We start from the raw sequence: 25,423 nt of genomic DNA on the forward strand, positions 1-25,423 counted from the left end.
GAGAGGCGCGGGGATCCCTTCCCCCCGCGCCAGGAACGGCTAAAAGAGACCGTCACCGCAGCAAGGCCATCGGCAAGCCATGACATCTGCAACCGGCGACCAGGACAAGGCAGGCTTCCTGGCGCCCTACCGGGTCCTGGACCTGACCGACCATCGTGGCCTGCTGGCCGGCCACATGCTGGCGCAGCTGGGTGCCGACGTGATCCAGGTGGAACCGCCCGGCGGGTCTCCGGCGCGATCCACGCCCCCCTTCGCGCCCGCCTGGCCCGTACCGGACAACTCGCTCTACTGGGCGGCCTATGCCAGCGGCAAGCGCAGCATCGTCTGCGATCCCGGTGCCGAACCTGACCTGTTCCGGGCCCTGGTCGCGTCGGCCGACTTCCTGTTCGAGTCCGCGGCACCGGCCGACGGCCGGCCAAGCTGGCTGGCGCCGGACACGCTGCGCGCCCTCAACCCAACCCTGGTCCACGTCTCCATCACGCCCTTCGGCCTGACCGGGCCAAAGGCGCACTATGCCGACAGCGACATCGTCGTGTGGGCTGCGGGAGGTCCACTGCTGCCGACCCGGGTGCCGGGGGATCCGCGCCCCGTGCGCATATCGGCCCCCCAAAGCTGGCTTCATGCGGCGGGCGATGCGGCGGGCGGCGCCCTGATCGCCCATTTCGCACGGCTGAACAGCGGCCAGGGCCAGCACGTCGACATCAGCGCTCACCAGTCGGTGCCCGTCGCGACGCTGTCCGCCGTGCTGGCGGAGGCTGTGGGTCATCCGGACTACGTGCCGCGGCCATCGGCGGCCACCGCAGCGTTGCCCGGGCGGTTCGAGGTCACGGCCGGCGGCGCCCGCACCCGTACGGCGAAATGGCCCATGCTGGATGGCTTGGCCGAACTCTACGTCGCCGGCGGCCCGGCCGGCGGCCCGTCGACCAACGCGCTGTTTGGCTGGATGCGGGACGAGGGCTGGGGCGACCCTGTGTTCGACACCTGGGACTGGACCCAGCTGGCCGCCGCATTGGAGAGGGGCAGCATCACCACGCCCGACCTGGATCGCGCCGCCGACCATGTCAGCGCGTTCCTGGCCACCCGGTCCAAGCACGAACTGATGGATGCAGCGCTGGCCCGCGGCATCATGATCGCACCCATCCAGACCATGGCCGACCTGATCGCCAGTCCGCATAGCGCGGCGCGCGGCTTCTTCCAGACGATTGAAGGTCCGTTCGGCAGCTATGTCCTGCCGGGTGATTTCGCCTTCGGTCCAGCCGGCGCGTTCGTGCCGCTGCGTGCGGCACCCCGACTGGACGAACATGGTGCCGCGCTCCGTGCCGAACTGGGAGGGGCCGCATGAGCCGTCCACTGGCAGGGCTCAAGGTGCTCGACCTGGCCTGGGTCGTGGCCGGCCCCCTGATCGGCCGCTCGCTGGCCGACTATGGCGCCACCGTCATCCGCATCGACTCCGCCCGCCGGGTGGAAACCGCCCGGCTGATGGGTCCGTTTCCGGGAGGGCGCTTCGACGTGCAGCAGTCGACCCTGTACGAGAACTGCAATGCGGGGAAGTTCGGCCTGTCGCTGGACCTGCGCAAGGCAGCGGCCCAGGACGTGGTGCGCGATCTGGCGGCCTGGGCCGATGTTGCGGTCGAAAGCTTCACGCCCGGCCAGCTTGCGAAATGGGGCCTTGGCTATGACGTGCTGTCGGCGGCCAATCCGTCGCTGATCCTGCTGTCCACGGCACTCATGGGCCAGTCGGGACCACACACGCGCTATTCCGGCTATGGCAATCATGGCGCAGCGATTGCCGGCTTCCAGAACATTGTCGGCCCTCAGGGCGGAACCCCGATCGGCCCGTTCGGGCCGTACACCGACTATGTCGCGCCGCGCTTCGGGCTGGTCGCGCTGCTGGCGGCGCTGGATCATCGCCGGCGTACCGGCAAGGGCTGCCACCTGGACGTGGCACAGTCCGAGGCCGGCCTGCAATTCCTGGCCCCGCACATCGCCGATGCCTCCGTCACCGGACGCGTGCTGGACGGACAGGGCAACCGGGACGCGGCGATGGCCCCGCATGGCGTCTTTGCCTGCGCGGGCCAGGACCAATGGCTCGCGCTCGCGGTGCGCAGCGATGCCGAATGGCAGCGCCTGGCCCTGCTTGCGGGCGGCGAGGGCCTGGCCGCCGATCCGCGCTTTATGACCCTGCGCGACCGCAAGGCAAACGAGGATGCACTGGAAGCCTTACTCGAGGCGTGGACGCGGCACCATGATGGGCCGAGCCTGCAGGAAATGCTTCAGGCGCACGGCATCCCTGCCCACCTTGCGGTGGACAGCGCCGCCTTCATGGCCGATCCCCAATTGCTGGCGCGTGACCACTTCGTCCGGCTGCCCCATCCCCTGATGGGCGAGGCGGTGGTCGAGGCATCGCGCTATCGCCTGTCCGAGACCCCCGCCGCCTATGATCGCGCAGCAGCAGTCTATGGCCGCGACAACGCGCACGTCCTTCGCGATGTGCTGGGCTATGATGATGAACGGATCGCGGCGCTGCAGGCCGCCGACGCCCTGGGCTGAAGGGAACGATGCATGAAGGCAGTGTTGATGGCGTTCGGCGTGGTTGCGATCCTGGTCGGCGGCCTGTGGATCGGCCAGGGTACGGGCATGATCCGCTGGCCCGAGACCAGCTTCATGATCGACCAGTCACCCTGGATCTGGTATGGCGCCGCGGTTGTCGCAGTGGGCCTGGCTGCCATCTTCGTCGGGTCTCGTCGCCGGCGATAGCGCTTGCCTTGCTGCTGGCCGCCGCCCACACTTCCGTGCCGACACAGGCACCCAAGTCAATGGCAAAGGTGAGTCTGTCAGCGTCAGAAGTCCGTCAGGTCGCCCAAGCAATGAAGAATTGGACACGCCGGTGCGCCCGGATTGTCGACATTCGCACTGCGGCCATCCAGGTCAATGCGGCAACCAACGGCCCCTGACAGACGTCGTAATCCGCTTCGGAAACTTTTGGGCTTCTCACATGACCACAGTGCGCACTTCCACACCAAAGATCGCTGCCAGCGCCGCGAAGAAGCCGTGGACCCAGCCGAAGGCAAAGCTTGTCAATGCACGCGATGCCGCCAATGCCGGAGCCGGTACGCCCGATGGGCCCTGCTTCCTGTCCTGATCCAGTTTTTTGTAGGGTCCAAAATGGGGTTCTGCATGACCAAGACGCCGACCGCATCACCGCTTTCCCCTCGCATCCCCCCGAAGAAAGCCTGGACTCAGCCCCGGGCAAGGATCCTTCCGGTGGGCGAGACACGCATCGGCGGCTCCGCTGCGCCGGACGGCTGCACCCAGTCCTGACCAGGGCTCCCGTCCGAAGCATCGCGGCACAGGTGTCGAGCTGAAAAACGGTCGGGAACTGGAGCCGATCGACGACGCCTCGGCACGTCGCATCGTGCAGGATTTCCATCGCCTGGTTTTTCAGCGCTTCCTTGATCGCCAGGGGACGATCGGCGTGTCATGGCTGGGCATGCACGCGATCAAGTATCCGACCGACCTGTGGTCCTACCAGGAGATCATTGTCGCCCGCCGGCCCGGACTGATCGTGGAGACGGGAACGCACAAGGGCGGCAGCGCGCTGTTCCTTGCGACGATCTGCGACCTGATCGGCCATGGCCGGGTGATCAGTATCGACATTCACAACAATCCCGAGCGTGACCTGCCGCGCCACCCGCGCATCAGCTATGTCCACGGAGATTCCACCGACGCCGGCATCGTGGCGGCAGTGCATGCCAGCGCCGCCGAAGCGGGCGAAGTCCTGGTGATCCTGGACAGCAGCCACACCGTGCTGCATGTCCTGGCCGAAATGGAAGCCTATGCCCCGCTGGTGCGTCCCGGTGGCTACCTGATCGTCGAGGACACCTGGCGCAACGGCCATCCCGACCTGGCAGCCCTGGGCCCGGGGCCAGCGGAGGCCGTCGCCTTCTTCCTGGCGCGTCATCCGGACTTCGCGGTAGACCCGGCTCCGGAGCGCTTTCTGATGAGCCTGAACGTGGGCGGCTACCTGCGCCGCTCCCTGCCCGCCCAGCCGCAGGATTGAGATGCCCCAGCCCCTAACCAGCGACACCACCGTCGAGCTTGCCCCGGATTTGCTGGAGGCGGAGATGGATGGCGAAACCATCCTGTTGCAGACCGAAACCGGCATCTATGCCAGTCTGGGAGAGACGGGCAGCGCGATCGCGGCCCTGATCCGCACGCCGGTCCGGGTCAGCGTCCTGTGCGAGCGCTTGCAGCAGGACTACGACGTCGACGCGGCGACGTGCGTCACCGACGTCCTGCAATTCCTGGACGACCTGAACGCGGCTGGCCTGCTTCGCGTCACCCCCTGAGGCCCGTGGGAGGATCGCCGGAATCGCGCGCCGTGGTAGCGCACTACACTGTCGGCGGGCTGGGCATCCGCTCCGATCTCGTGCTGCCCAGCCTTCCGGCAACGGCTCCGGAGGATGTCCGCATCCTGGTCAGCGATGGCCATCCGGCGCCGCGCCTGCGTGCACCCCTGCGTCAGGGCAGCAATTGGCAGATCGGTCGGGGCGAATGGATGATCGCGGAGGGGGGCGGCTGCCTCTATCTCGACGGCGGTCATACCTTGACCCTGTGGGGCCCGACGGCGCAGGCCCGCGCGCATATCGGCGGTTTCGTCCGTCATGCGGCGTTCAGCGCAATCTTCCTGCACCATGACCGCGTGCCCCTGCACGCGGCCGCGCTGGCCCTTGGCGGCGGTGCGATCCTGCTGCTTGGCCAAAGCGGGGCCGGCAAGTCGACCTTGGCCGCGGCCTTTGGCCGGATTGGCGCCGACCTGATCGCCGATGACCTATGCGCGCCCCTCACGGTGGGCGGCTGCGTCTCTGTCCATCCCGTGTTCCTGGCCAATCGACTGCTGCCCGATGCGGCCCAGGCCCTGGGTCTCGAAGGCGTGCCCAGCCCGGATGGCAAGCTGGAACTGCCGCCTCGGCCCGGTCTGGCGCCAGGGCCGGTGCCGGTCCGCGCGCTGATCCTGCTGGCCGGGCGGGATCCAGGACCCGGGCGGGTCGAGCTGCTGGCACCAGCCCAGGTCCTGCCGCGCCTTGTGCCGTACGTTCCCACGCTGCGCGTGGCCGCGGAGTTGACGGGTCGCGCCGATACGCTGGCGCGATTGGGCACGCTGGCGCAGGTGGTGCCCGCCTTTGCCGTCCATCCGCCCGACCGTATCGCCGCCCTGCCCGGCCATGCCGCCAGCCTGGCCCGCATGGCCGGCCTGGCATGACCACGGACCTGGACCAGGCCACCGCCCTCGCGGCGCGCGGCCTGTTCGACGATGCGGCCGAACTGGCGCAACGCGCGCTTGAACGCGGGGACCCGGCCGCGCACCTGGCCCTGGCGCGGATCCAGAACCGCGCTGGCCTCCCGGCCGATGCCGCGCGCACCGTCGCCGTCGCGCCAGTCGACGATCCCGATCTTGCGGTCGAAGGGGCCATCGCCGCGATCGCCAACCGGCGTCCGTCGCTGGCCCTGAACTTGGCGCAGCGCGTCCCGGCGGACGGCCCAGCGCGGGGCCTCGCCCTGCGCCAGATCGGCAATGCGCACCTCCTCCTGGGCGATCCGGCAACGGCGGTCGATGCCTGGCGGCAGGCGCTGGCGCGCGACCCTGGCGACCGCCTCACGGCGTCCAACATCGCCTATGCCACCGCATTCGCACCCCTCATGACCACCGCGCGGGTGCTGAAGGTCCAGCGCGGTCTATTCCCATCGCCCGGCCGACCGACCGCTGTCGCCCGGCCGGAGGAGCGGGCACGTCGGCTGCACATCGGCTATATCTCCGCCAGCTTCCGCAGCCATGCCGCGGCACACGTCTTCATCCCCATGATCCTGCGGCGCGACCCCGCAGCCATCCGTGTCACCTGCTATTCCGCCGACCCTCGGCGCGATGCCGTCACTGTCCGCCTGCGCCTGGCGGTCGATGGCTGGCGATCCCTGGTGGGCCTGGACGATTCCGCCGCTGCCCGCCTGATCGCGCAGGACGCCGTGGACGTCCTGGTTGACCTGGATGGCCACACGGCCGGCAACAGGCTTGGCGTCTTCGCCTGGCGCCCAGCCCCGCTCCAGGTCTCGGCCTGGGGCTATTTGCCGGGGCCGGGGACGGCGGGGATCGACCTACTGGTAACGGACCCGGTGCTGATCCCCGGGGGAGAACGACCGCATTTCCGGGAACGCCTGCTGGACGTGAGCTGTCCCACCCTGGTCGAACCGGTGGCACCCCCAGCAACCGAGCCGCGCCCAAGTGCGCCCGGCAGCGTCCGCCTGGGCTGCTTCGCGCGGGGGGAAAAGCTATCGGAGCCCCTGCTGAAGGCATGGGCGCGCATCCTGGCCGCGCGGCCCGAAACCATGCTGGTTCTGAAGGACGACCTGTATGGCGATCCCGGGGTCGCGGCGCGCCTGTCCCGCCTGTTCGCGGACGCCGGCATCGACGTCGCCGCGCGCATCGAACTGCAGAACCGGCAGCCGCGCGCAGCCTACCTCGCTCGGCACGCCGCCATCGACCTGATGCTCGACACCTGGCCCTATTCAGGCGGTGTGGTCACGCTCGACGCCCTGTCCCAGGGCGTGCCGGTGGTCACGCTGCGCGGCGACCAGGTTGCCGCCCGCACCACCGCCTCGATCCTTGCCATGGCGGGACAGCCGGATCTCGTCACCACCAGCCCGGACGCCTATGTCGCGACCGCGCTCTCTCTGATCGACGACCAGGCACGCCGCCACACGCTCCGCGCCGACCTGCGCCACACCGTCCCCGGTCGCCTTGCCCGCGCGCTGGACACCACCGCCCGCCAGTTCCACGAAGCAATGTCACGCCAAGTTGCAAACTGGCAGAACTAAAGGCGCTTTGGCGCCAGAGATAGATTCGCAAATGCGTCACTCACTAAATTTCAGCTCCCCCCGACGCGGATCTTGAAGCTATCCAACAATAATTTGTCTATGTCAGACAGTTTATGAGTCTCTACAATTTGATTGGAAAGCGCCGGAAACTCAAATACCATCAGCCCTCCAGATTTTTCTTTCAGATTAAACAGGCTTCCCGCATTGGGCCTTTTATAGTATACTTTGAATGTTGTCTTTAGATCTACATACGATATATGTTCTATCTCATTGTAAAGCTCTTCCTCCTTGATTAAAAATGCGAGCCTTCGTCGCACATACTCATAGGCTTTTATTTCCGTTTCTGTAGTAATGATGCCTTCAGATGCGGGTATTGCACTCTGTTCTGGGGCCGGAGCATGTTCGATCGCCTGAGCCACACTGACATTGTCAACTCCAACCCGTCGAAGAATGAGTCGATTAACGAATAGATTGATCGCCTGTTTCGCCAAGTCACGACAGTCATCAACAACTTTTCCTGTCTTGTTACCCTTAAATCCACCCTCATCCAGAAGCAGTCGTACCAGGGCGTCAGTCGGGCGATCCTGCCATGAATCCAACGTACCGATAAATTGCCCCAGGAGCAGCTTTCGGCGAGCCTCAGTGCCAAGATTTTGAGGATCAAATCGGGCTTTTGTAAGCTCTTCGATACCGTTCAGCGCTCTACTATCGGCTTCTCCCTTCGCAATCTCGGAGAGATCGAAAGTCAAGAATGCATTCTGATCCATGATATTTGGTTCATCGGTATCAGCATAGCATTCATAGCGTACCCCGTTGGTTATAATGCCCAACTTGACAGTCATACAAGCATTGAAGTATGAGCGAAGCTGACCTCGATCTCCCGAAAAATCCGCGCCCTTCGGCTTTACTTCAATCCCAATGATTGGAACGCCATCCCGCACGATAACATAGTCGACTCTGTTCTTATATTTTTCAGAAAAATCAGCGTGATGCTCCGGCATTACCTCTTCAGGATCAAAAACATTGTAGCCCAGTACATTCAAAAAGGGCAAAACCAAGAACTGCTTAGTGGCCTCCTCGCTGACACAACGGTCTGCCGCCTTTAGAACAGATCGGCACCGATCAGGCAACTCAGCGACGAAGCTCATAGCATCTCCCCCCATTCTTGAAGAGTCTCCAGATCACTCTTCAATCCACAAGGGTACACGATAAAGCTGCTGGCGCACACGCGTACGTTTAGCGTCCCGTCCAGACTGGCTTGCGCTTTTCGAGGAAGGCGGCGACGCCCTCGCGGGCATCGGCACTCAGGCCGGTTTCGTTGACCCAGTGTGCCTCGGCCGCAAGGCCTTCTTCCGTCACGGTCGCGCCGGAGGCTTCGACCGCGTGGCGGATGTTGGCTATCGCGACGGGGCTGAAGGCCGTCACTTCCCGCGCATAGGCGATGGCCTGGTCGAGCAGCGGGGCGTCCGCGAAGGCTTCCCGGTTGATCAGGCCCATGGCCAGCGCCTCGTGCGCATCGACCACGCGCCCGGTCAGCATCATGTCCAGCGCCCGGGGCCGGCCGATGATGGCCGGCAGGAATTGCGTGCCACCATAGGCCGGCAGCACCCCCAGCTTCACCTCCGGCATCGAGAACGTCGCATGCGGTGCCGCGATCCGGACGGCGCAGCCCATCGCGACTTCCAGGCCGCCGCCAAAGGCCAGCCCGTTCACCGCCGCCACACTGAACACAGGGGAGCGCGAGAGGCGCAGCAGCAGGGCACGCACCCGCGCGTTCTTGGCGGCGTTTTCGTCCCGTCCCAGGCCTGCCGCCTCGGCCAGGTCGGTGCCAGCGCAGAACGCCTTGTCGCCCCCGCCGGTGATCACCAGGAAGCGCCCGCCTTCCGCCTCGAGCCTGTCGAGCGCCTGGGTCAGACCTTCCCAGACGGCCCGGGTCAGCGCATTGCGCTTGGCCTCGCGCGTGATGGTGAAGACACCGCCATCTTCCAGGCGGGAGAAGCTGTAGTCCATTTGGTTCCCGGTCTTGCGCAGGGGACAATCAGGGCAGCGGAATCATCTCGTCATGGTCCATCGGCGGCAGCGGGATGCGCCCGGCCTGCCAGTCTGCCTTGGCCTGCTCGATCCGCTCGGGGCGGGACGAGACGAAGTTCCACCAGATGAATCGCTCGCCCAGCGGCTCGCCGCCCAGGACCATCACCTCGGCCCCGCGGGCGGTACGGAAATAGGGGTCCTCGTCCGGGCCAAAGACAAGCATCTGGCCGGGGTCCACGCGCTGGCCCTCATGCTCGACGGCGCCGCGCGCGACATAGATCGCCCGCTCTGCGTGGCCCCGGGGCAGGTCAAACGGCGTATCGCCCGCAATCTTCAGATGCGCATAGAAAAGAGGCGAATGGGTGCGGACCCCGCTGCTCAGGCCATAGGCCGAGCCCGCGATCAGGCGTCCCTCGATGCCGGCATCCTTGAACAGCGGCAGGTCGTCGGCAGCGTAGTGGTCGAAGCCTGGCTCCACCTCCTCTGCCTGTTCCGGCAGCGCGACCCACGCCTGGATCCCCTCGACCATGCCCCCGCCCTGCGCGCGGATCCCGTCGAAGCGCTCGGAGTGGCTGATGCCGCGGCCGGCCGTCATCCAGTTCACGGCACCGGGCCGGATCACCTGCTCCACCCCCGTGCTGTCGCGATGCGTGATCTCGCCATCGAACAGGTAGGTGACGGTCGACAGGCCGATATGCGGATGGGGGCGCACATCCGTGTCGGGCGCCAGAGGGACCTTGAAGGTCACCGGCCCCATATGGTCGAAGAACACGAACGGCCCGACCATGCGCCGCTTCATGTAGGGCAGGACCCGGCCGACGACGAAGCCGCCCACCTGGTGCCGCCGTGCCGGGATCGCCAGTTCCATTGTTTGCGCACTCCACTTGCCGCACTCGGTCGATTGCCCCAAGTCTAGGGGCCATTGCTGACGGGGTGAAGGGCAGGACGGTGGAGCAGGCGGACAGGGACGGGCGCATTCCGGTGATTGTGCTGGAGCCCGGCAGTGGCATGGACGTCCTGGCGCGCGTGCGACCCGATCGCCCTGGCACGCTGTACATCACCGGTGGCCGTCATGAAGCGGCCCTGCCGATGCCGTCGCTTGGCAATGCCTGCCTGTGCTGTACGGGGCGAAGCGACCTGGTCGACCTGCTGCGCCGCAGTTTCCTGCAGCGCGTCCGCGGCGAGATTGCCGATTTCGACCGGGTGGTGATCGCGACCGATCCCGGCGCCGACGCGACCGCCATTCGCGCGGCAATCGCCAGCGACGTCCTTCTGGCCGCCCGCTACCGGGTCGGGACCGCCGCGACTTGACGCGAGAAGCCTAGCCGCTCTTTCCGCAGGAGCGGCACAGGCCCTCGACCTCGATCACCGGGCGCTGAGGGTGGAAGCCCAAGGTCGCTGCGTCCTCGGCCAGCAAGGCCACGATGCGGTCGTCCTCAAGCTCGGCGGAGGTGCCGCAACGGGTGCAGACGAAGAAAACGCAGGTGTGTTCGTGTTCCGGATGGGCGCACGAGACGAAGGCATTGCGGCTCTCGATCCGCCGCACCAGCCCCATCTCCACCAGGAAATCCAGGGCGCGATAGACCGTCGGTGGCTTCACCGGGCGGCCCAGGACCTCGCCCAGGCGGGTGATCAGGTCATAGGCCCCGGTCGGGCCATCTCCGGCTCGGACAAGCGACAGGACGGTGCGGCGCAAGGGCGTCAGCGACGCGCCCCGCTCGACGCACAGCAACGCCGCGCTGTCCAGGTCGCGGCGCACGGCTTCGGTCTCTGCCAGGGCGGGAATCTGAGGGGCACGCGTCATTCCTCAATCCTATACCGCGCGGGCTGTCGCTGCACCGGGCCGTCACCGCAGGGGCGGTCGGCAACCGAGCCCTGGACAACAGATTGTTATGTTATAACATATAAGTATGAATCCACCCGTACTGCGCCAAGCCGCGTCGCATCGCCCCGCCGAGGCCCGGGACGACCACCCGACGGTCCCTGACTGCACATTGAGCGAGGGCGGCCGGTGCCGAGCCTGCGCCCTGGTCAAGGATCCGGAAACCAACGCGGCGTCAGCCCGAGAGAGCGCACCCCGGCCGGGGCGCTTCCGGTGCGAGCCGGCATGAGCGCGACCCCGCCGATGGCCGGCGCGCCACTGATCCCCGTCACCCTGCTGACCGGGTTCCTGGGCAGTGGCAAGACGACGATCCTGAACCACCTGCTGAAGCAACCCGACTTCGCCAGCACCGCGGTCATCATCAACGAGTTCGGCGCAGTCGGTCTGGACCACCTCCTCGTTGATCATGTGGCCGAGGACATGGTCCTTCTGCAGAGCGGCTGCCTGTGCTGCACGATCAGGGGCGACCTTTCGCGCGCGCTGGGCGACCTCGTCGCGCGGCGGGACGCCGGGACGGCGCCGCCGTTCACGCGCGTGGTCGTGGAAACGACAGGCTTGGCCGATCCGGCGCCGATCGTTCACACCTTCATTTCGGACATCGCGCTGCTGGAGCGGTACTTTCTGGACGGCGTGGTCGCCGCGGTCGACGCCGTCAACGGCATGGGTACCCTGGACAGCCAGCCAGAGGCGGTGAAGCAGGTGGCCATGGCCGACCGCTTGTTGCTGACCAAGTCGGACCTGGCTCCCCGCGACGCCGTCGATGCCCTCCTTGTCCGCCTGCGGGTCCTGAACCCGGCAGCCAAGATCGTATCGGCGGAGCAGGGTCATGTGGACCCGCGATCCGTGCTCGACCTGGGTCTGTTCGATCCGATCGACCGCAGCGACGACGTCCGCGCCTGGCTCCAGGCCGAAGCCTATGCCCACGACCACCACCACGGGCACCATCATCCAGACGTGAACCGTCACGACGATGCGATCCGCGCCTTCTGCCTGACGCTGGATCGCGCGGTACCGTGGAACCGCTTCTGGCTATGGCTCCAACTGGTCTCGGCAATGCAGGGACCGGATCTGCTGCGGGTCAAAGGCATCGTGGCGATCGAGGACGGCGAGCGGCGGCCCGTCGTCGTTCACGGTGTGCAGCACGTCTTCCATGAGCCGATCCTGCTGGACCGCTGGCCCGACGTCGATCAGCGGACACGCCTGGTGTTCATCACCCGCAATGTTGAGCGTCGCACGATTGAGGCCACGCTCGACGCCCTGGCCTGAACCAGTCCGAGGTCGAAGCGACCGACATCGTGCCTCCGAGGCACGACAACCGATAGCCTGCGGAGGAGCGGAACGACGTGCGGCGCCCACTCCTCCGTCGGCGGTATGAGTTCGGCACCGTGTCAGAGCGATGGCCTATGGCGCGGCCATCCCGGCCTTCAACGTTTCGATGTTGTGGCGGATCATCGCGACATAGGTCGCTGCCGGCCCGTCGCTGGCGGAAAGGGACTCGGCGTACAAGGCACCACCGACGACTGCGTTTGTCTCCCGTGCCAGCTGCTGGACAAGGCGTGGATCGGTCGCATTCTCGATGAAGATCGCGCGAATGTTCTCGGTGCGGATCTGCTGGATCAGGGCCGCGATCTCGGCCGCGGACGGCTCGGCGTCGGTCGACAGGCCCACGGGTGCGTGAAACGTGATGCCATAGGCATCACCCAGGTATCCGAACGCTGCGTGGCTGGAGATCACGCGCCGCCGCTCGGCAGGAATCGCCGCAAGCTCGGCCCGCGCCCAGTCGTCCAGTGCCTTGAGCTCGGCGACATAGGCTTCCCCTTTGGCTGTCAGGGCCTGGGCATGGGACGGATCGGCCGCGACCAGGCCCTTCAGGATGTTGGCGGCATAGATCGCTCCGTTGGCTGCACTGGTCCAGGCATGCGGGTCGACCGCCCGTCCGTTTGCATCGGTTGCCGGTGCGTCATCCTCGTGTGCCGCGTGTTCGTCCCCCGCATGCTCATGGTCGTGGTCGTGGCCGTGATCGCCATGGTCGTGGTGATGCTCGTGGTCCGCGTCGCCCGGGCCCTGAAGGCGCACGGGAACCCCGGCGGAGGCATCGACGATCGGGCCCTTGTAATCCGCGGCCGCGACCAGCCGGTCCAGCCAGCGGTCGATGCCCAGTCCACCCCGGATCACCACATCGGCCCCGGCCAGGGCCTGAACATCCGCCGGGGTCGGCTGATAGACATGCGGGTCGCCATCGGGGCCGACCAGGCTGCGGACCTCAACCTGCTCTCCACCCACCTGACGCGCCATGTCGGCCAGTACAGAGAAGCTGGCAACGACCCTCAGCGGTTGCGCATCGGCCAGCGCGGTGGGCGACGACAGCAGTCCTGCGACTGCGACCAGCGCGACCAGGGGGCCAAGAGCACGGAACATGCAGTCATCTCCATCACGCGGTACATCCGGTGCGACGCGGTAATATGTTATATCATAACTCACTGTCCAGCGTGATGCGTCCCACCGGTCCGGGCAGGCGCGCCAGGGCGTGCCACGCGGTATAGGCTGGGACACGATGGATGCGCCCCTGCTCGACGGCTTCGCGGAATGGCTGGCGGTGGCCAGCGCCGGCAGGCTGGCCCATGCAGACCCCGACACGATCCATGCCGAGGTCTGTAGCCGCCTTCACGCCATGGGCCTTCCGCTGTGGCGCTCCAACCTGATGCTCGACACGCTCCACCCCGTCGACAATGGCGGCCAAAGCATCTGGCGCGACGGCACGCATGCCAGTTCGCGCCACGTCCGCGTGCCTGTCTGGGGCGACAACTACCTGCTGAGCCCGATCCGCATCGTTGACGAAACGGCGCAACCGTTCCGGTCGCGCCTGGAAGGGCCCTTCCCCGACATGCCCTTGCTGGCCGAGTTGGCGCAGCAGGGGGCGACCGACTATGTTGCTGTACCCCTGCCCTTCCTGGATTTCGCCGTTCGCACTGCGACGATCAGCTTCGCCACACAGCGCCCCGGCGGCTTTGGCGATGCGGACATGGCGCGTCTGCTGCGCGCGGCGCAGGTCCTGGGACCGGTACTCGAGCGGACGGTGACACGCCAGATCGCCCTGAACCTGCTGGATACGTATGTCGGTCCTCGCAGTGGGGCGAAGGTCTTCGCCGGCCAGATCGACCGCGACGCGGTGACCCGGATCGACGCCGCGATCCTGTTCGGGGACCTGCGCAACTTCACGGCACTCAGCAATGCCGTTCCGCCAGAGGCGGTGATCGCCCTGCTGGATGACTGGTTCGACATGGTCGACAGTGCGGTCGCGGCGCAGGGGGGCGAGGTTCTGAAGTTCATCGGCGACGGCGTCCTGGCGATCTTTCCGACCGAGGGCGACCAGGACCCCTGCCGCCGGGCGGTGGCTGCGGCCCGCGCCATCATCACCGCCGGCCGGAACCTTTCGGTCGCGACAGGCAACGGGCCGCAGCCGGTCGCCTTTGGCCTGGGCCTGCACGTGGGCGAGGTCGCTTATGGCAATGTCGGCTCGCGCACGCGCCTTGACTTCACCGTGATCGGTCCGGCGGTGAACCTGGCCAGCCGGCTTCAGGCACTGTGCGCGACGCTGGGCGTCCCCGCCCTGGCCACCCAGGCAATCGCCGACCGCCTGGGCGAACGCCTGGAGCCACTGGGGTCATTCGCGCTTCGCGGCTTCGCCGCCCCCGTGCCCGTGCTTGCGGTGTAAGACAGTTCAGCGCGCGGTGGCGGCTGCCAGCCGCCGGGAAGACAGGATCTCGATCCAATAGCCATCCGGATCCTTGATGAAGGCAAGGCCCTTCATCCGCCCGTCGTCCGGCCGCTTCTGGAAGCTGACGCCCATCTTCTCGAACCGCTCGGAGGCGGCATAGACGTCGGGCACGGCGATGCCGATATGGCCGAAGCCGCGCGGCTCCTCGTTCCCGCTGACATAGCCGGGAAACGCGGGATCGCTTTCCGTCCCCCAATTGTGTGTCAGTTCCAGGGTCGCCTTCTGCCGGAACGTGTATTCCGCCCGCGCCACGTCGTCCTCCGGCAGGGGCTCGTCGCCCGGTCGGACATAGGCCATGAAATAGAGCGAGAACTTCGCTTCCGGAAAGTCGAACTGCTTCAGCAGCGTCATGCCCAGCACGTCGCGATAGAACGGGATCGACTTTTCAGGATCGCGGATGCGCAGCATCGTCTGGTTGAAGATGAAGTCCCGCGTGGCCTCGGCCACATCAAATGTCTCGCTCATGGTCTGCAGCTCCGCTTGATCCGCGCCATGCAGCCAGCCATGCCGTCCCAGGTCAACCACCCTCGCCCTCGCCGCTCGTGGGCATGCGCGCAAACACGTCCAATCCGGGCGGCCGCGGCACCCAGGTAGGGCGGCAGCTGTCGAAGATCGCCATGGCCGGGACGAAGTGGCGCGGATCGTCGAGGGACCCGGCATAGATCGTGAACGACGTGCTCTCCCCTACCACGCCGCCGAACACCATGCTGGAACAGGTGGCACAGAAGCAGCGCGTCGAGGGCCGATCCGGTCCCGCCATCATGGTGAACGCCCGCACCGGGCCGCTGATCTCCGTCATCGCGGCATCGACTCCGATGAAAGGAATGAAGCCCGAGCCGGAAGCCTTGCGACAGTCCCCGCAATAGCAATAGCCCATCCACAAGGGCACGCCCCCGACGCGGTAACGCAAGGCCCCGCACAGGCAGCCACCCGTCAGTCCGTCGTCACTCATCTCCCGGTCCTCCATCCTGGTCGGAACATGGTCGAACGGGCGCGCCGGTTTCGACAGTGTCGCCCAAAATTTTTGCGATGTCGTCGATTCCGCTGCCAGCCAATCGACCTGGAGGCACACTGTCCGCGGGAGGCGACGATGAAGTATCTCTGCCTGGTCTATTTCGAGCAGTCCGTCCTAGACAGCCTGGACCAGGACGCGCACTCGACGCTGGTCCGGGACTCGATCGCCTATGACGGCGAACTGCAGGAGCGTGGGCACCTGATCCACGCGGCAGCGCTTGAGCCGGTCAGCGCCGCCACCAGCGTGCGCCTGCGCAACGGCCAGGTGATGATGACCGACGGCCCCTTTGCCGAGACGCGGGAAGTGCTGGGCGGCTTCATCCTGGTCGAGGCCCATGACCTGGCCGAGGCCGCGCGCCTGGCCGCCGACATTCCGCTGGCGCGGCTGGGCACGATCGAGGTCCGCCCCTTGCGCGTGCGCCATGCCCGGTAAGCCGACGGCGGAGGCCATCGGCGCCGTGTACCGGGCCGAGCGCACCGCCGTGCTGGCCAGTCTGGCGCGCCAGCTGCGCGACCTGGACCTGGCAGAGGAGGCGTTGCAGGACGCCTTCATGGCTGCAATGGTCGCTTGGCCGCGGGACGGCCTGCCCCGGCAGCCGCGGGCCTGGCTGATCACCGCCGGACGCCACCGCGCGATCGACAGGCTGCGCCGCCGTATCCGGCACCGCGCGCTGGTGCCGCACCTGGCCACCCTGGCGACCGCACCCGAGCAGGAGCCACCCGCGCTGGGCGACGACCGCCTGGGCCTGATCCTGCTGTGCTGCGACCCGGGCCTGGCGCCCGAGGCGCAGCTGGCGCTGACCCTGCGCGAGGTCTGCGGCCTGACCACGGAGGCGATCGCCGCGGCCTTCCGCGTGCCGGCGCCGACACTGGCCCAGCGCATCGTCCGCGCCAAGGCGCAGCTGCGCGCCCAGCCCCCGCCCCTGCCCGTACCTGGCGAGGCGGCGTGGGGCCCCGACCTGGCGGCACGGCTGCCGGTGGTGCTGCGCGTGCTCTACCTCGTCTTCAGCGAAGGCTACTCCGCCACGCTGGGCGAGGAGGCGGTGCGTGCCCCCCTGTCGGTGGAAGCGATCCGCCTGTCGCGGCTGCTGGCCGAGCTGGTACCGGTCGAGGCGCCGGGCGGGCCCGACGTCCTGGGCCTGCTGGCGCTGATGCTGTTCCACGAGGCCCGGGCCGCCACCCGCCTGTCACCCGGGGGCGACCTGGTCCGCCTGGAGCAGCAGGACCGCGCCCGCTGGGACCAGGCCCTGATCGCCGAGGCCACGGCCCTGCTGGAACAGGCGCTCGCCTCCCGCCGCTTCGGTCCCTATACCCTGCAGGCGGCGATCGCGGCCCTGCATGCCCAGGCGCCGACGGCGGAGGCGACCGACTGGGCGGAGATCGCCGGTCTGTACGCGCTGCTGGCGCGGGCCGACCCATCGCCGCTGGTGGCGCTGAACCGCGCGGTGGCGGTCGCCATGCGCGACGGCCCCGAAGCCGGCCTGATCCTGGTCGAGCGCCTGCTGGCGCGGGGCCAGCTTGCCGACTATCACCATGCCCATGCCGTGCGCGCGGAGCTGTGCCTGCGCCTGGGCCGCACGGTTGAGGCGCGCGCCGCGTTCGCCACGGCCCTGGCCCAGGCCCGCCAGGCCCCGGAGCAGCGCCATCTGGCGCGGCGCCTGGCCGCCCTTGGCCCCTGAGCTTTTGCCGCTGACGGAAACGTGCGAGAAGCGGGCCGGGTGCGCCGGGAGGCCTGTACATGCTGCGTTTCACGTCGGTCGAGGGCCTGCGCGCCTGGATGGCCTGGTGGGTGGTGGTCAGCCACGCCCTGCAGCTGGGCGGCATCACGCCCCAGGCGGTGCAGTCGCCCTGGGCCGACCGCATCCTGGGCATCCTGACTAACGGGCGGGCGCCGGTCTGCGTCTTCATCATCGTCAGCGGCTTCGTCATCGCGCACCTGCTGCTGTCGAAGGATGAGGGCTATGGCACCTACATCCTGCGGCGCTGGCTGCGCCTGTTCCCGATCTTCCTGGTCTGCCTGGTCGCGGCGCTGGCCGTGCGCGAGCTCTACCTGGTCGCCTATACAGGCTATCCCTGGCCGTTCAGCGACGGGACCAAGCTGGAGCGGGCGGCGGCGGAGAGCGGCGCGTTCTGGGAGCACCTGGCGCTGCACCTGTCGATGTTCCACGGCGTGCCGTCCGACGACTGGATGCCCTATGCCAGCTCCACCTTCCTGATCCCGGCCTGGAGCCTGTCGCTGGAATGGCAGTTCTACCTGGTGGCGCCGTTCCTGATCCCCCTCCTGTCCTTTGCCCGCTGGCAGCTGGGCGCCATCCTGGTCGCGGCGATCCTGGCGGCGTTCCTGGCCCTGGACCGCTCGGGCCTGCTGTGGCGCTTCCCCTCGTTCCTGCCCCTGGCGATGCCCTACTTCCTGATCGGCATCGGCTGCCGGATGCTGCTGCAGCCCCTGGCGCGAGGCGAGGCGCTGTACTGGGGCGCCATCGTCGCCGCCAGCGTCGCCGTCCTGCTGGCGGCCGACGGGGGCAAGCTGGCGCTGGTCGTCTGGCTGGCCTTCGTGCCGATCATCCTGGCGGAGGGCGGCAAGCTGAGGCTGCGCAGCCGGCTGGTCATCGGGCTGTACGACGTCGTGGCCCGCTCCCGCGCGATCACCATGCTCGGCAAGTGGTCCTACTCCACCTACCTCGTCCACATCCCGCTCTTTGCCCTGGTCGTCGGCGGCTATGCCGAGCTGAACGGGCGCGCCCTGAGCCAGGAGACGGCCTGGGCCCTGATCGCCGCCTGTGTCGTCGCCGTGGCCCCGCTGTCCTGGCTGCTCTACGAGCGCGTGGAGCGGCCGTTCATCGACCTGGGCAGCCGCATCGCCCGGGCGCGGACCGGTACGGCGGTGCCGGGGGTCAGCCGTTGAGGCTGGCGGGACGCGGCGGCGCGCTGTCCTCCCCCTTGGCCGCGAGGAAGACGCGGACCTGGTCGCGGCCCGCCTGCTTGGCGTCGTAGAGGGCGCGGTCGGCGCGGGCCAGCAGCGCGGCCAGGGTGGTGCCGGGCAGGCCCACGGCCAGGCCCACGCTGACCGTGGGGCGCAGCCCGTCGGGCACGCGGCCGCTGGCCCAGGCCGGCAGGTCGCGGCACAGCTGGTCGGCCAGGCGCCGGGCGCCGCCAAGGTCGACCGCGGGCAGCAGGATCGCGAACTCCTCCCCCCCGATGCGGCCGGCAATGGTGTGCACGCCGATCAGGTCGCGGACATGGGCACCGAACAGGGCGATGACGGCGTCGCCCACGGCATGGCCGTGGCTGTCGTTGATGCGCTTGAAATGGTCGAGGTCGGCGATCATCAGCGCCGCCGGCACGCCGGCGGTCGCGGCGCGCCGCAGCGCGGCCTGGGCCGCCGCCTCGAACCCGCGGCGGTTCAGCAGGCCGGACAGCGGGTCCGTATCCGCCTCCGCCCGGGCCTCGCCGATGCGGTCGACGGCGAAGGCGACCATCAGGACCAGCGCCAGCAGGATCGAGAGCATGGCCTGGGACGACTGCACCATGGCCCAGTAGACCGAGCTGGCCAGGTCGAACTGCGTGGCCGCACCCCCCGGCATCCCGGCCAGGGCCAGCGGCCGCAGGGCATAGAGCAGGCCGGCCAGCACGGTGACCCGGACCATCAGGCGGTCGATCAGGCGCGGCCGCGTGCCGGCCGCCGCCGCCGCGCGCTGGGCCCGCGCCAGCCCCACGGCCATGACCAGGGCATAGGCGGCAAAGCCCCAGGACATGACCCAGATGCGGGCGCCCAGGTCCGGCTGGACCAGCAGGAACCAGACCATGGCGCCCAGCGTGACGCCGCCGAGCGCCAGCAGCAGGCGCCACGGCACCGCCACGCGCGCGCGCTGCATCATGGCGGCGGTCAGCAGCGCCGCCGCGGCCAGGAAGCCCAGGTTCGAGGGGATGCGGTGCACGTCGTACGGCAGGCGCGGCGCGAAATCCTGCACGACAAAGGCGACCGCCATGACGCCATAGGCCCAGGCCGCCGTCCGCACATAGACCTGGTCCCGGCGGTACAGCCACAGCACGCCAAAGGCCCCGGCCAGGAGCAGGCCGATCCCCGGATTGAGCAGGGCAATGAACACCTGACCGGCCAACACACCCTCCCCCGGCGCTTTGGTTCACACTGCCAGGGACTTGGTGAACAAGCGATGAAGGCCGCCGGCGGGCGCAGCGGGGGACGGGCCGGGCGTGGTGACGCTGGCGCCGTGCCCCGCCCAGGCCGAGCTGTTTCAAGGCCCTCCTGTTTCCGGGCCGTGCTGTTTCAAGGCCGTGCTGTTTTCAGGCCGGGCCCAGCCCAGGCCGGGTTCAGCCCAGGCTGGCCGGGGGTGCGGCGGGCGGGCCGGTGCCCAAGCGGGGCATCCAGCCGGGGGCGGAAGGGGATAAGGGGCCCACGGGGGCCCGGTCGGGGGTGGCGGGACCGGCCCCGCCGGTGCGGGTCGCCGCACCCGGGCCGACGGGCGGCAGGGGCCGGCGATGCCATTCACCCTGCATGGTCGGCACATCATAGTCTTCGGGCACGGGCTCGCCGCGTGCCGCCGCCTGCTCCGCCAGGTCCTGTCCATGGTTCTGGGCCACGCGGTCCAGCAGGGTGTTGAGGCGGTCCAGGTCCGCATCGTCCCACGGGCCGGGATCGTCCATCTCGGCCCAGCTTTCCTGGCCGGCGGCCCGGGGGCGGCCGGCGCGCCCGCCCGGCCCCGCCGCGCTGCCCTGGACCGCGGCATCGCGCTGGGGCCGGGCATGGGGCAGCGGCCGGGCACCGCGGCATTGCTGTTCCAGGACGATGATATGGCGCACCGCGCGCGCCGCGCGGTCCAGCGCCAGGGTCAGCACGGCGATCTGCTCCGGCGCCTCTGCCGTGGCTTGTGCCGCAGCACAGCGCCGGGCCGCCGCCATGCACAGCCCCCGCAACTCCGCCAGGTCCCCCAGCTCCTCCGCCGTCCCCGGCATGGCCGCATCCACCGGCGACGCCGCGTGCGGGGCGGGGTTTTGGGGCAACGGAGGAGACATGAGAACAAAACAAGCACGAATGGAACCGAATGTCAAGGAGGCTCCGCAGGCAAGTTTATGATGTCGTGCAACGCAATAGCATTTCCAAAGCTCAGCCGGGCCTCCAGCTGCCCATATCCGTTCGAACAGGGCTATACATCACCCGAGAAGGCACCAGAGGTCACACGAGCCACAATTTTAGGGAATCGCGCCTTAAATGAATCGATCATAATTTGAGATGCTTCATCGACCTCGCTTTCGAACGACTTACTATCCGCAAGTTGGATCAGAGCGGCATCATGCATCGGCAAAAGAATAGCCTCCGCCCCAAACCTCGCCTTCAGACGCACAAGCGCTTCTTTGAATATCAGAGACGCTGTAGCCTGAACCGGTTGGTTCAACGCCCAACGGCGCTCCTTGTGCGTAAGCGGTCCTCCTGTTTGCCGGACTCGCCGGTTGCCAAACAAGCTGGACACCATGCCATCCCGTTGGAGTGCCGCACACTGGGCGGCCCGGAACTGCTCCAACCCCGGAAATGAAGCAAAGAAGGTGGAAATCAATCCCGCAAGTTCTCCGCGCACTTTTTCAGATGCATCTTTTCCTGCGAGCATAAGCGCAATTCTATCGGCCGTCATACCATAAGAAAATGCCAAGAACACTCGCTTGGCCAGTGGTCTCTTTTTTACATCCCGAAATAGTATCTCCGCCAGAGCTAAATATAAATCGCCCCTGTTGTACGCACTTATGAGCGCACTATCATCACTGAGCCCGGCCAGGATACCAGGTTCAAACTGCGCATAGTCGAGATATACCAAGCGCCGATGAGGATCGGCAGCAATCAGGCCCCGGTAATGACGTCTCAACTGCTGTAGATACGGGTCCGAAACAAGCACCCGTCCACTTATAGTACCAAGCACATTAAATACTGGATAAAGCCGTTCTTCGCCACCTAACGCCCGCTGAACGATAGCCTCATCCCGCGAAGCTTTGACTAACGTTACAAAAGCCGCAGCAAGCGGCGATGCACTCGCAGCCAATTCAAAGGCGTCTTGCATCCGAGCTGGGTCTACGTCGACCAAATGCGATAGGTCCGTACCTCTCAGATTTGGTCCAATTGTACGAAAACTCAGGCCAGTAGGGCTTCGGCCAAGTATCTCGGCTACGATGCGGTATGCTTGGTATTTTTCTGCGGAGATCGCCTCGAACAGTGCATATGTGCGCTCCGCATCGACCCGAATACCGTGATACTGCCGATAAGCGAACAAACTCTGCAGCGGCCATTCGACGTCCACCAGTCGATCAATTTCATTCAACCGCCGTAAGTGTTCTGCAACACTAGCCCAAGCTGATTCAAGAGCACAAAGCGCAGCGGATAGCAGTCGCGCGAGTTCCGATGCTTCGGGCCGCTCGATCCGCGCGAGTACTAGAAGTCGGTAAACATGAGCGTCTTGGACGCTGGCAAAATGCTGGGTAAGAACCGGCCAAATGTCCCAATGCTTCTCACCTCCATCGTCCTTCGATAATCCCACACCAAGTCGAATCGCCTCACCAAAGTCCAGGAGTGCTGATGGGGGCGCGCACCCCAAGCGTCGAAGATCATCGACTAGCCCACTCAAGTCTAGAGTGAGGAGGGGGCCGTCGAATGCGCTCAGTTCCGACCCGGTCAACACCTGATCGCCTGCATTCGGTAGACGCACCATGAAACAGGACCCGACCATGGCAAACGGATCAGGCACGTAAGCGAGAAACGCAACCTCAGTCATAATCACGCTCGGTATCGAGAATACGTGTGATTGAAATAGGTTTAGGCGGTGCCATATAAATACCACGTCTACCAAGCCCTCTATAGACACCAAGGAGATCCGCTCTCAGGTTTGGCATAACATATGCTGCAACATGCGGCTTGAAGTGTAGCTCTTGGATTGCTAGTAGCGCTGCGCGCTGCCCAAGGAATGATCGCAGATCAGAGAATCGTTCTGCAATTCCAATTCTGTCTACGCTAGTGCCGAACGCGCCCGCATATAGTGTTGCTCCACAACGGGCGGCATTGTCACCACCCGACCTGACTACCTGCATGGCATATGCGACGAGAGCTTCATCGCGATGCTTCTTCTGGACCAGAAGCAGCCAAAGCCTATAACATTGCCACGTATAAAAGTTGCGGCCAGCGTCGGTCAAAAGGCTCCCAACTAGATCAAGATCCTCTCGCTTGGTAGGTACTGCGCGGAGATAGCGGGCCAATTCGTCGCTTGATGCCGGATGCTCGGGCAGCGCCTCAAGCACAAGCCTTGTGATATCGGTGAAGTATGCTTCAGGTACCTCAAATTCGGCGCAGACGGCCAACGCCTCCAATCGACGAATACAGTACCGGAACCCACGACTCGCTACATCCCCTTCGCGCAACTTACGTAATGTGTAGGCGCGGAGCAATGGGAACGATCGACTGATAGGACGCAACTGGCGCGTTTGCCAAATTGAGTCAATCCTCTGAAGCTCAGGCTCCCCACTATCCAGACAATCACCTATTGTTTGTGTTTCAGACGCGGCAGCGATCTGGGTCTTTCCAGCGTTCACTGCCAAGCCGCGCTTCCGAAGCTCGATAGTCAGCGCCTTCAGCGCCCGGCGAGCAGCGGCCTTATCGCTACAGACTATTTTTATATCATCCATGTAACGGAAGTATTTGTATCCCTGCTGTAGCAATGCTCTATCGATCGGCAGCATGTATATGTTCGCAAGAAAAGACGAAGCGTCGCGATTTTGAGGGAGCCCGCCTGTTTCCGAGTACGCCCAGCTTTTCAGGCAGGAAAATAGGAGTTCGACGTTGGCTCGTATCGCCGCCTTTTCATTCGCGTCAACCTGTACCTCGGGCAAGAACGACACGATTGTACGCTTCAACTCACTCAGGCTAATATTCTCAAAATAGTTTGTAAGGTCGGTTGAGAGCAGGTAGTCGCTTGCACCGATGGTATTCCGTACGATACCGGTAAAGTCTCTCCATGCCGGTATTGGGCGCCGAAACAGATAGCGCTCCCTGTCTCCTTGAGCCGCCCGGTGGCTAAACACGTTCCAGGGGATAAGGGTGTCATACGTGGGAACAAGCCGCGAAACCAATGCGTGGTAGAGCGCTCGCTCGCAGAAGCTTGTTTCGAGGCCATAGCGGAGGGTGTAGTTGGGTTTCGGGATGTTTAACAAAGTACGCGAGTGCGGCGCAAATTCGCCATGATTTTCGACGAAATTGTTGCGAAGAATCCTTTCAATGTGATCGGACTCCAACAGATCAGTGAAATTGAGTGGATCCGGAAACCAGTCGTCAACAAGATCCCGCGCAAGCTGCTTCTTGACGACTTTTTCGTCAAACTCAATCGGCCCAAGGGACACAGTCAAGGCGGCACCTATCTTCGCATAAACTAATCCATCCACCTTGGATAGAATTCCGTATTCCGCTTCAGCGAAGCGGCACGCTTGAATCAGCTTTTGGTCAAGAAATCTACAAGTGCGAAGTGATCAGAATAGCGCTGTTAGCAGCAACATCAATACATCTGACACTTAGTTCTGCCAACTCGCCGTCGGCCTGATGCTCTTCTGGCGCGTCATGGACAAAGCGGCTCAATGACCCGCACGTCTGCATCGCGAGGGTAAACCTGTGTTAGGTGCTTTGCACTATGGTCGCTGGAGTTGCGATAGCGGTTCTGAGCTGCGCCCGTACTAGCTCGAGCCGGAAGGACCACCTGCGACGCAAAAAGGGCAACCGCCACCATGACAGCCGAAACCACCCACACAGCTCCTTCCCCCCTCCCCTCCCGACCCGTGGCCGTGATCGGGGCCGGCAATCTGGGGCGGCGCATTGCCCTGATGATGGCGTGCCGGGGGGGAACGGTGCGGGTGTTCGATCCGGCGGGGGAGCAGGTCGCGGCGGCGCTTGCCTTTGTCGCGGAGCAGATGCCCGACGTGGTGCAGGCCGTGGCGGGCGGGGTGGGGGGCCGCGTGGTGGCGGCGGAGAGCGTGGCGGCGGCGGTCGCCGATGCCTGGCTGGTGGTGGAGGCGGTGCCGGAGGAGCTGGCGCTGAAGCAGCGGCTGTTCGCGGAGCTGGACCGGGTGGCGCCGGGGGATGCGATCCTGGCGACCAATTCCTCGTCCTTTCCGTCCAGTGCGCTGGTCGAGGGCCTGGCGCGGGCGGAGCGGGTGCTGAACACCCATTTCCTGATGCCGCCGGGCTGCAACGCGGTCGAGATCATGTCGTGCGGGCGGACCGATCCCGCCCTGATCGCGCGCCTGGTCGCGCTGCTGCCGGCCTTTGGCCTGGTGCCGTTCGTGGTCCAGGTCGAGAGCATGGGCTTCATCTTCAACCGCATCTGGGCCGCGATCAAACGCGAGGCGCTGGCGGTGGTGGCCGAGGGGGTGGCGGCGCCGGCGGACGTGGACGCCATCTTCAAGCTGGGCCTGGGGGCGCCGGGCGGGCCGTTCCGCATGATGGACAATGTCGGCCTGGACGTCGTGCTGGCGATCGAGGAGCACTATGCCAGCGTGCGCGAGGGCCTGCCCGAGGGGCCGCGCGCGCTGCTGCGGGAGCATATCGCGGGCGGCCGCCTGGGGCGGAAGTCCGGCCGCGGCTTCTATGACTATGCGGGGCGGGGGCGGAAGGCCTGAGGGCGGAATGCCTGAGGGCGGCGGGACGGTTGCGTCGGATGCGTCGCGACGCGTCGCGTGCCGCGCCGCTCCCCGGCACGACGCCGCTGGTTGATCGGAACCGCTCCCCCTTCGAGGCGCCGCCTGTGGCGGCTCCCCAGGGGGAACCGAGTGCCCCAAGGATGCCGGCGCAAGCCGTGCGCCGGCAG

At 66.2% G+C, this 25,423-nt stretch carries 25 protein-coding genes; 14 read left to right on the forward strand and 11 right to left on the reverse strand.

Annotated features, from left to right (window positions below):
* The first annotated feature begins 79 nt into the window (after window positions 1-79).
* The 7 genes from ACI6GS_RS21175 (at window position 80) to ACI6GS_RS21205 (ending at window position 6,870) form a co-directional block, all read left to right on the forward strand.
* Window positions 80-1,342 carry a CoA transferase gene (locus ACI6GS_RS21175; RefSeq protein ID WP_439815459.1) on the forward strand — a complete coding sequence of 421 codons (1,263 nt, stop codon included), beginning with the start codon at window positions 80-82 and terminating at the stop codon, window positions 1,340-1,342.
* Window positions 1,339-2,550, forward strand: a complete 1,212-nt coding sequence (locus ACI6GS_RS21180) for a CaiB/BaiF CoA transferase family protein (RefSeq protein ID WP_439815460.1) — start codon at window positions 1,339-1,341, stop codon at window positions 2,548-2,550. The genes ACI6GS_RS21175 and ACI6GS_RS21180 overlap by 4 nt, the downstream gene beginning before the upstream one ends.
* 12 nt (window positions 2,551-2,562) lie before the next feature.
* On the forward strand, window positions 2,563-2,757 hold the full coding sequence (locus tag ACI6GS_RS21185; protein WP_439815461.1) for a hypothetical protein: 195 nt from the start codon (window positions 2,563-2,565) through the stop codon (window positions 2,755-2,757).
* 658 nt (window positions 2,758-3,415) lie between these two features.
* Window positions 3,416-4,060, forward strand: coding sequence for a CmcI family methyltransferase (locus ACI6GS_RS21190; protein ID WP_439815462.1), 645 nt, complete (start codon window positions 3,416-3,418; stop codon window positions 4,058-4,060).
* A 1-nt stretch (window position 4,061) separates the two neighbouring features.
* Complete coding sequence (locus ACI6GS_RS21195; RefSeq protein ID WP_439815463.1) at window positions 4,062-4,349, forward strand: PqqD family peptide modification chaperone; 288 nt, start codon at window positions 4,062-4,064, stop codon at window positions 4,347-4,349.
* A 32-nt stretch (window positions 4,350-4,381) separates the two neighbouring features.
* Window positions 4,382-5,263 carry a hypothetical protein gene (locus tag ACI6GS_RS21200; RefSeq protein WP_439815464.1) on the forward strand — a complete coding sequence of 294 codons (882 nt, stop codon included), beginning with the start codon at window positions 4,382-4,384 and terminating at the stop codon, window positions 5,261-5,263.
* Complete coding sequence (locus ACI6GS_RS21205; protein WP_439815465.1) at window positions 5,260-6,870, forward strand: O-linked N-acetylglucosamine transferase family protein; 1,611 nt, start codon at window positions 5,260-5,262, stop codon at window positions 6,868-6,870. The genes ACI6GS_RS21200 and ACI6GS_RS21205 overlap by 4 nt, the downstream gene beginning before the upstream one ends.
* Window positions 6,871-6,920: 50 nt before the next feature.
* Here the strand turns inward: ACI6GS_RS21205 and ACI6GS_RS21210 are convergent, their stop codons facing one another.
* The 3 genes from ACI6GS_RS21210 to ACI6GS_RS21220 form a co-directional block, all read right to left on the reverse strand.
* On the reverse strand, window positions 6,921-8,018 hold the full coding sequence (locus ACI6GS_RS21210) for a type I restriction endonuclease (protein ID WP_439815466.1): 1,098 nt from the start codon (window positions 8,016-8,018) through the stop codon (window positions 6,921-6,923).
* Window positions 8,019-8,106: 88 nt separating this feature from the next.
* Window positions 8,107-8,880 (reverse strand): enoyl-CoA hydratase/isomerase family protein, encoded by a 774-nt coding sequence (locus tag ACI6GS_RS21215; protein ID WP_439815467.1) that lies wholly within the window; start codon window positions 8,878-8,880, stop codon window positions 8,107-8,109.
* Window positions 8,881-8,908: 28 nt separating this feature from the next.
* On the reverse strand, window positions 8,909-9,769 hold the full coding sequence (locus tag ACI6GS_RS21220) for a pirin family protein (protein ID WP_439815468.1): 861 nt from the start codon (window positions 9,767-9,769) through the stop codon (window positions 8,909-8,911).
* Window positions 9,770-9,834: 65 nt separating this feature from the next.
* Here ACI6GS_RS21220 and ACI6GS_RS21225 point away from each other — a divergent pair, with 65 nt between their 5' ends.
* Window positions 9,835-10,212 carry a hypothetical protein gene (locus ACI6GS_RS21225; protein ID WP_439815469.1) on the forward strand — a complete coding sequence of 126 codons (378 nt, stop codon included), beginning with the start codon at window positions 9,835-9,837 and terminating at the stop codon, window positions 10,210-10,212.
* A gap of 10 nt (window positions 10,213-10,222) precedes the next feature.
* On the opposite strand, the gene ACI6GS_RS21230 is transcribed toward ACI6GS_RS21225, so the two are convergent.
* The gene (locus tag ACI6GS_RS21230; protein ID WP_439815470.1) at window positions 10,223-10,705 is read right to left on the reverse strand and encodes a transcriptional repressor; all 483 of its coding nucleotides are present in this window, start codon (window positions 10,703-10,705) and stop codon (window positions 10,223-10,225) included.
* Between the two features lie 207 nt (window positions 10,706-10,912).
* Here ACI6GS_RS21230 and ACI6GS_RS21235 point away from each other — a divergent pair, with 207 nt between their 5' ends.
* Window positions 10,913-12,049, forward strand: coding sequence for a CobW family GTP-binding protein (locus tag ACI6GS_RS21235; RefSeq protein WP_439815471.1), 1,137 nt, complete (start codon window positions 10,913-10,915; stop codon window positions 12,047-12,049).
* Between the two features lie 135 nt (window positions 12,050-12,184).
* On the opposite strand, the gene ACI6GS_RS21240 is transcribed toward ACI6GS_RS21235, so the two are convergent.
* Complete coding sequence (locus ACI6GS_RS21240; RefSeq protein ID WP_439815472.1) at window positions 12,185-13,201, reverse strand: metal ABC transporter solute-binding protein, Zn/Mn family; 1,017 nt, start codon at window positions 13,199-13,201, stop codon at window positions 12,185-12,187.
* Between the two features lie 136 nt (window positions 13,202-13,337).
* On the opposite strand from ACI6GS_RS21240, the gene ACI6GS_RS21245 reads away from it, so the two are divergent.
* Window positions 13,338-14,498 (forward strand): adenylate/guanylate cyclase domain-containing protein, encoded by a 1,161-nt coding sequence (locus ACI6GS_RS21245; protein WP_439815473.1) that lies wholly within the window; start codon window positions 13,338-13,340, stop codon window positions 14,496-14,498.
* Window positions 14,499-14,504: 6 nt separating this feature from the next.
* On the opposite strand, the gene gloA is transcribed toward ACI6GS_RS21245, so the two are convergent.
* Complete coding sequence (gene gloA, locus ACI6GS_RS21250; protein ID WP_439815474.1) at window positions 14,505-15,026, reverse strand: lactoylglutathione lyase; 522 nt, start codon at window positions 15,024-15,026, stop codon at window positions 14,505-14,507.
* Window positions 15,027-15,078: 52 nt separating this feature from the next.
* Complete coding sequence (locus ACI6GS_RS21255) at window positions 15,079-15,513, reverse strand: GFA family protein (protein ID WP_439815475.1); 435 nt, start codon at window positions 15,511-15,513, stop codon at window positions 15,079-15,081.
* A 138-nt stretch (window positions 15,514-15,651) separates the two neighbouring features.
* Here ACI6GS_RS21255 and ACI6GS_RS21260 point away from each other — a divergent pair, with 138 nt between their 5' ends.
* Genes ACI6GS_RS21260 through ACI6GS_RS21270 form a run of 3 tightly spaced genes read left to right on the forward strand, consistent with a single transcriptional unit; the run spans window position 15,652 to window position 18,480 of the window.
* A complete protein-coding gene (locus ACI6GS_RS21260; protein ID WP_439815476.1) occupies window positions 15,652-16,008 on the forward strand; it encodes a YciI family protein in 357 nt (118 codons plus the stop codon).
* Entirely contained in the window at window positions 15,998-17,254 is a 1,257-nt protein-coding gene (locus ACI6GS_RS21265) for an RNA polymerase sigma factor (protein WP_439815477.1), read from the forward strand. The genes ACI6GS_RS21260 and ACI6GS_RS21265 overlap by 11 nt, the downstream gene beginning before the upstream one ends.
* A 59-nt stretch (window positions 17,255-17,313) precedes the next feature.
* The gene (locus ACI6GS_RS21270) at window positions 17,314-18,480 is read left to right on the forward strand and encodes an acyltransferase family protein (protein WP_439815478.1); all 1,167 of its coding nucleotides are present in this window, start codon (window positions 17,314-17,316) and stop codon (window positions 18,478-18,480) included.
* Here the strand turns inward: ACI6GS_RS21270 and ACI6GS_RS21275 are convergent.
* From ACI6GS_RS21275 to ACI6GS_RS21290, 4 genes are all read right to left on the reverse strand, one after another.
* A complete protein-coding gene (locus tag ACI6GS_RS21275) occupies window positions 18,470-19,696 on the reverse strand; it encodes a diguanylate cyclase domain-containing protein (RefSeq protein WP_439815479.1) in 1,227 nt (408 codons plus the stop codon). The genes ACI6GS_RS21270 and ACI6GS_RS21275 overlap by 11 nt on opposite strands.
* Window positions 19,697-19,907: 211 nt before the next feature.
* Window positions 19,908-20,549, reverse strand: a complete 642-nt coding sequence (locus ACI6GS_RS21280) for a hypothetical protein (protein ID WP_439815480.1) — start codon at window positions 20,547-20,549, stop codon at window positions 19,908-19,910.
* A gap of 191 nt (window positions 20,550-20,740) precedes the next feature.
* Entirely contained in the window at window positions 20,741-22,351 is a 1,611-nt protein-coding gene (locus ACI6GS_RS21285) for a DNA polymerase (RefSeq protein WP_439815481.1), read from the reverse strand.
* Complete coding sequence (locus tag ACI6GS_RS21290; RefSeq protein WP_439817995.1) at window positions 22,344-23,966, reverse strand: RNA-directed DNA polymerase; 1,623 nt, start codon at window positions 23,964-23,966, stop codon at window positions 22,344-22,346. The genes ACI6GS_RS21285 and ACI6GS_RS21290 overlap by 8 nt, the downstream gene beginning before the upstream one ends.
* A 378-nt stretch (window positions 23,967-24,344) precedes the next feature.
* On the opposite strand from ACI6GS_RS21290, the gene ACI6GS_RS21295 reads away from it, so the two are divergent.
* On the forward strand, window positions 24,345-25,235 hold the full coding sequence (locus ACI6GS_RS21295) for a 3-hydroxyacyl-CoA dehydrogenase family protein (RefSeq protein WP_439815482.1): 891 nt from the start codon (window positions 24,345-24,347) through the stop codon (window positions 25,233-25,235).
* Window positions 25,236-25,423 lie beyond the last annotated feature (188 nt).

Origin of the sequence: Zavarzinia sp. CC-PAN008 (assembly GCF_051903925.1) — a bacterium.
Lineage (GTDB): Bacteria > Pseudomonadota > Alphaproteobacteria > Zavarziniales > Zavarziniaceae.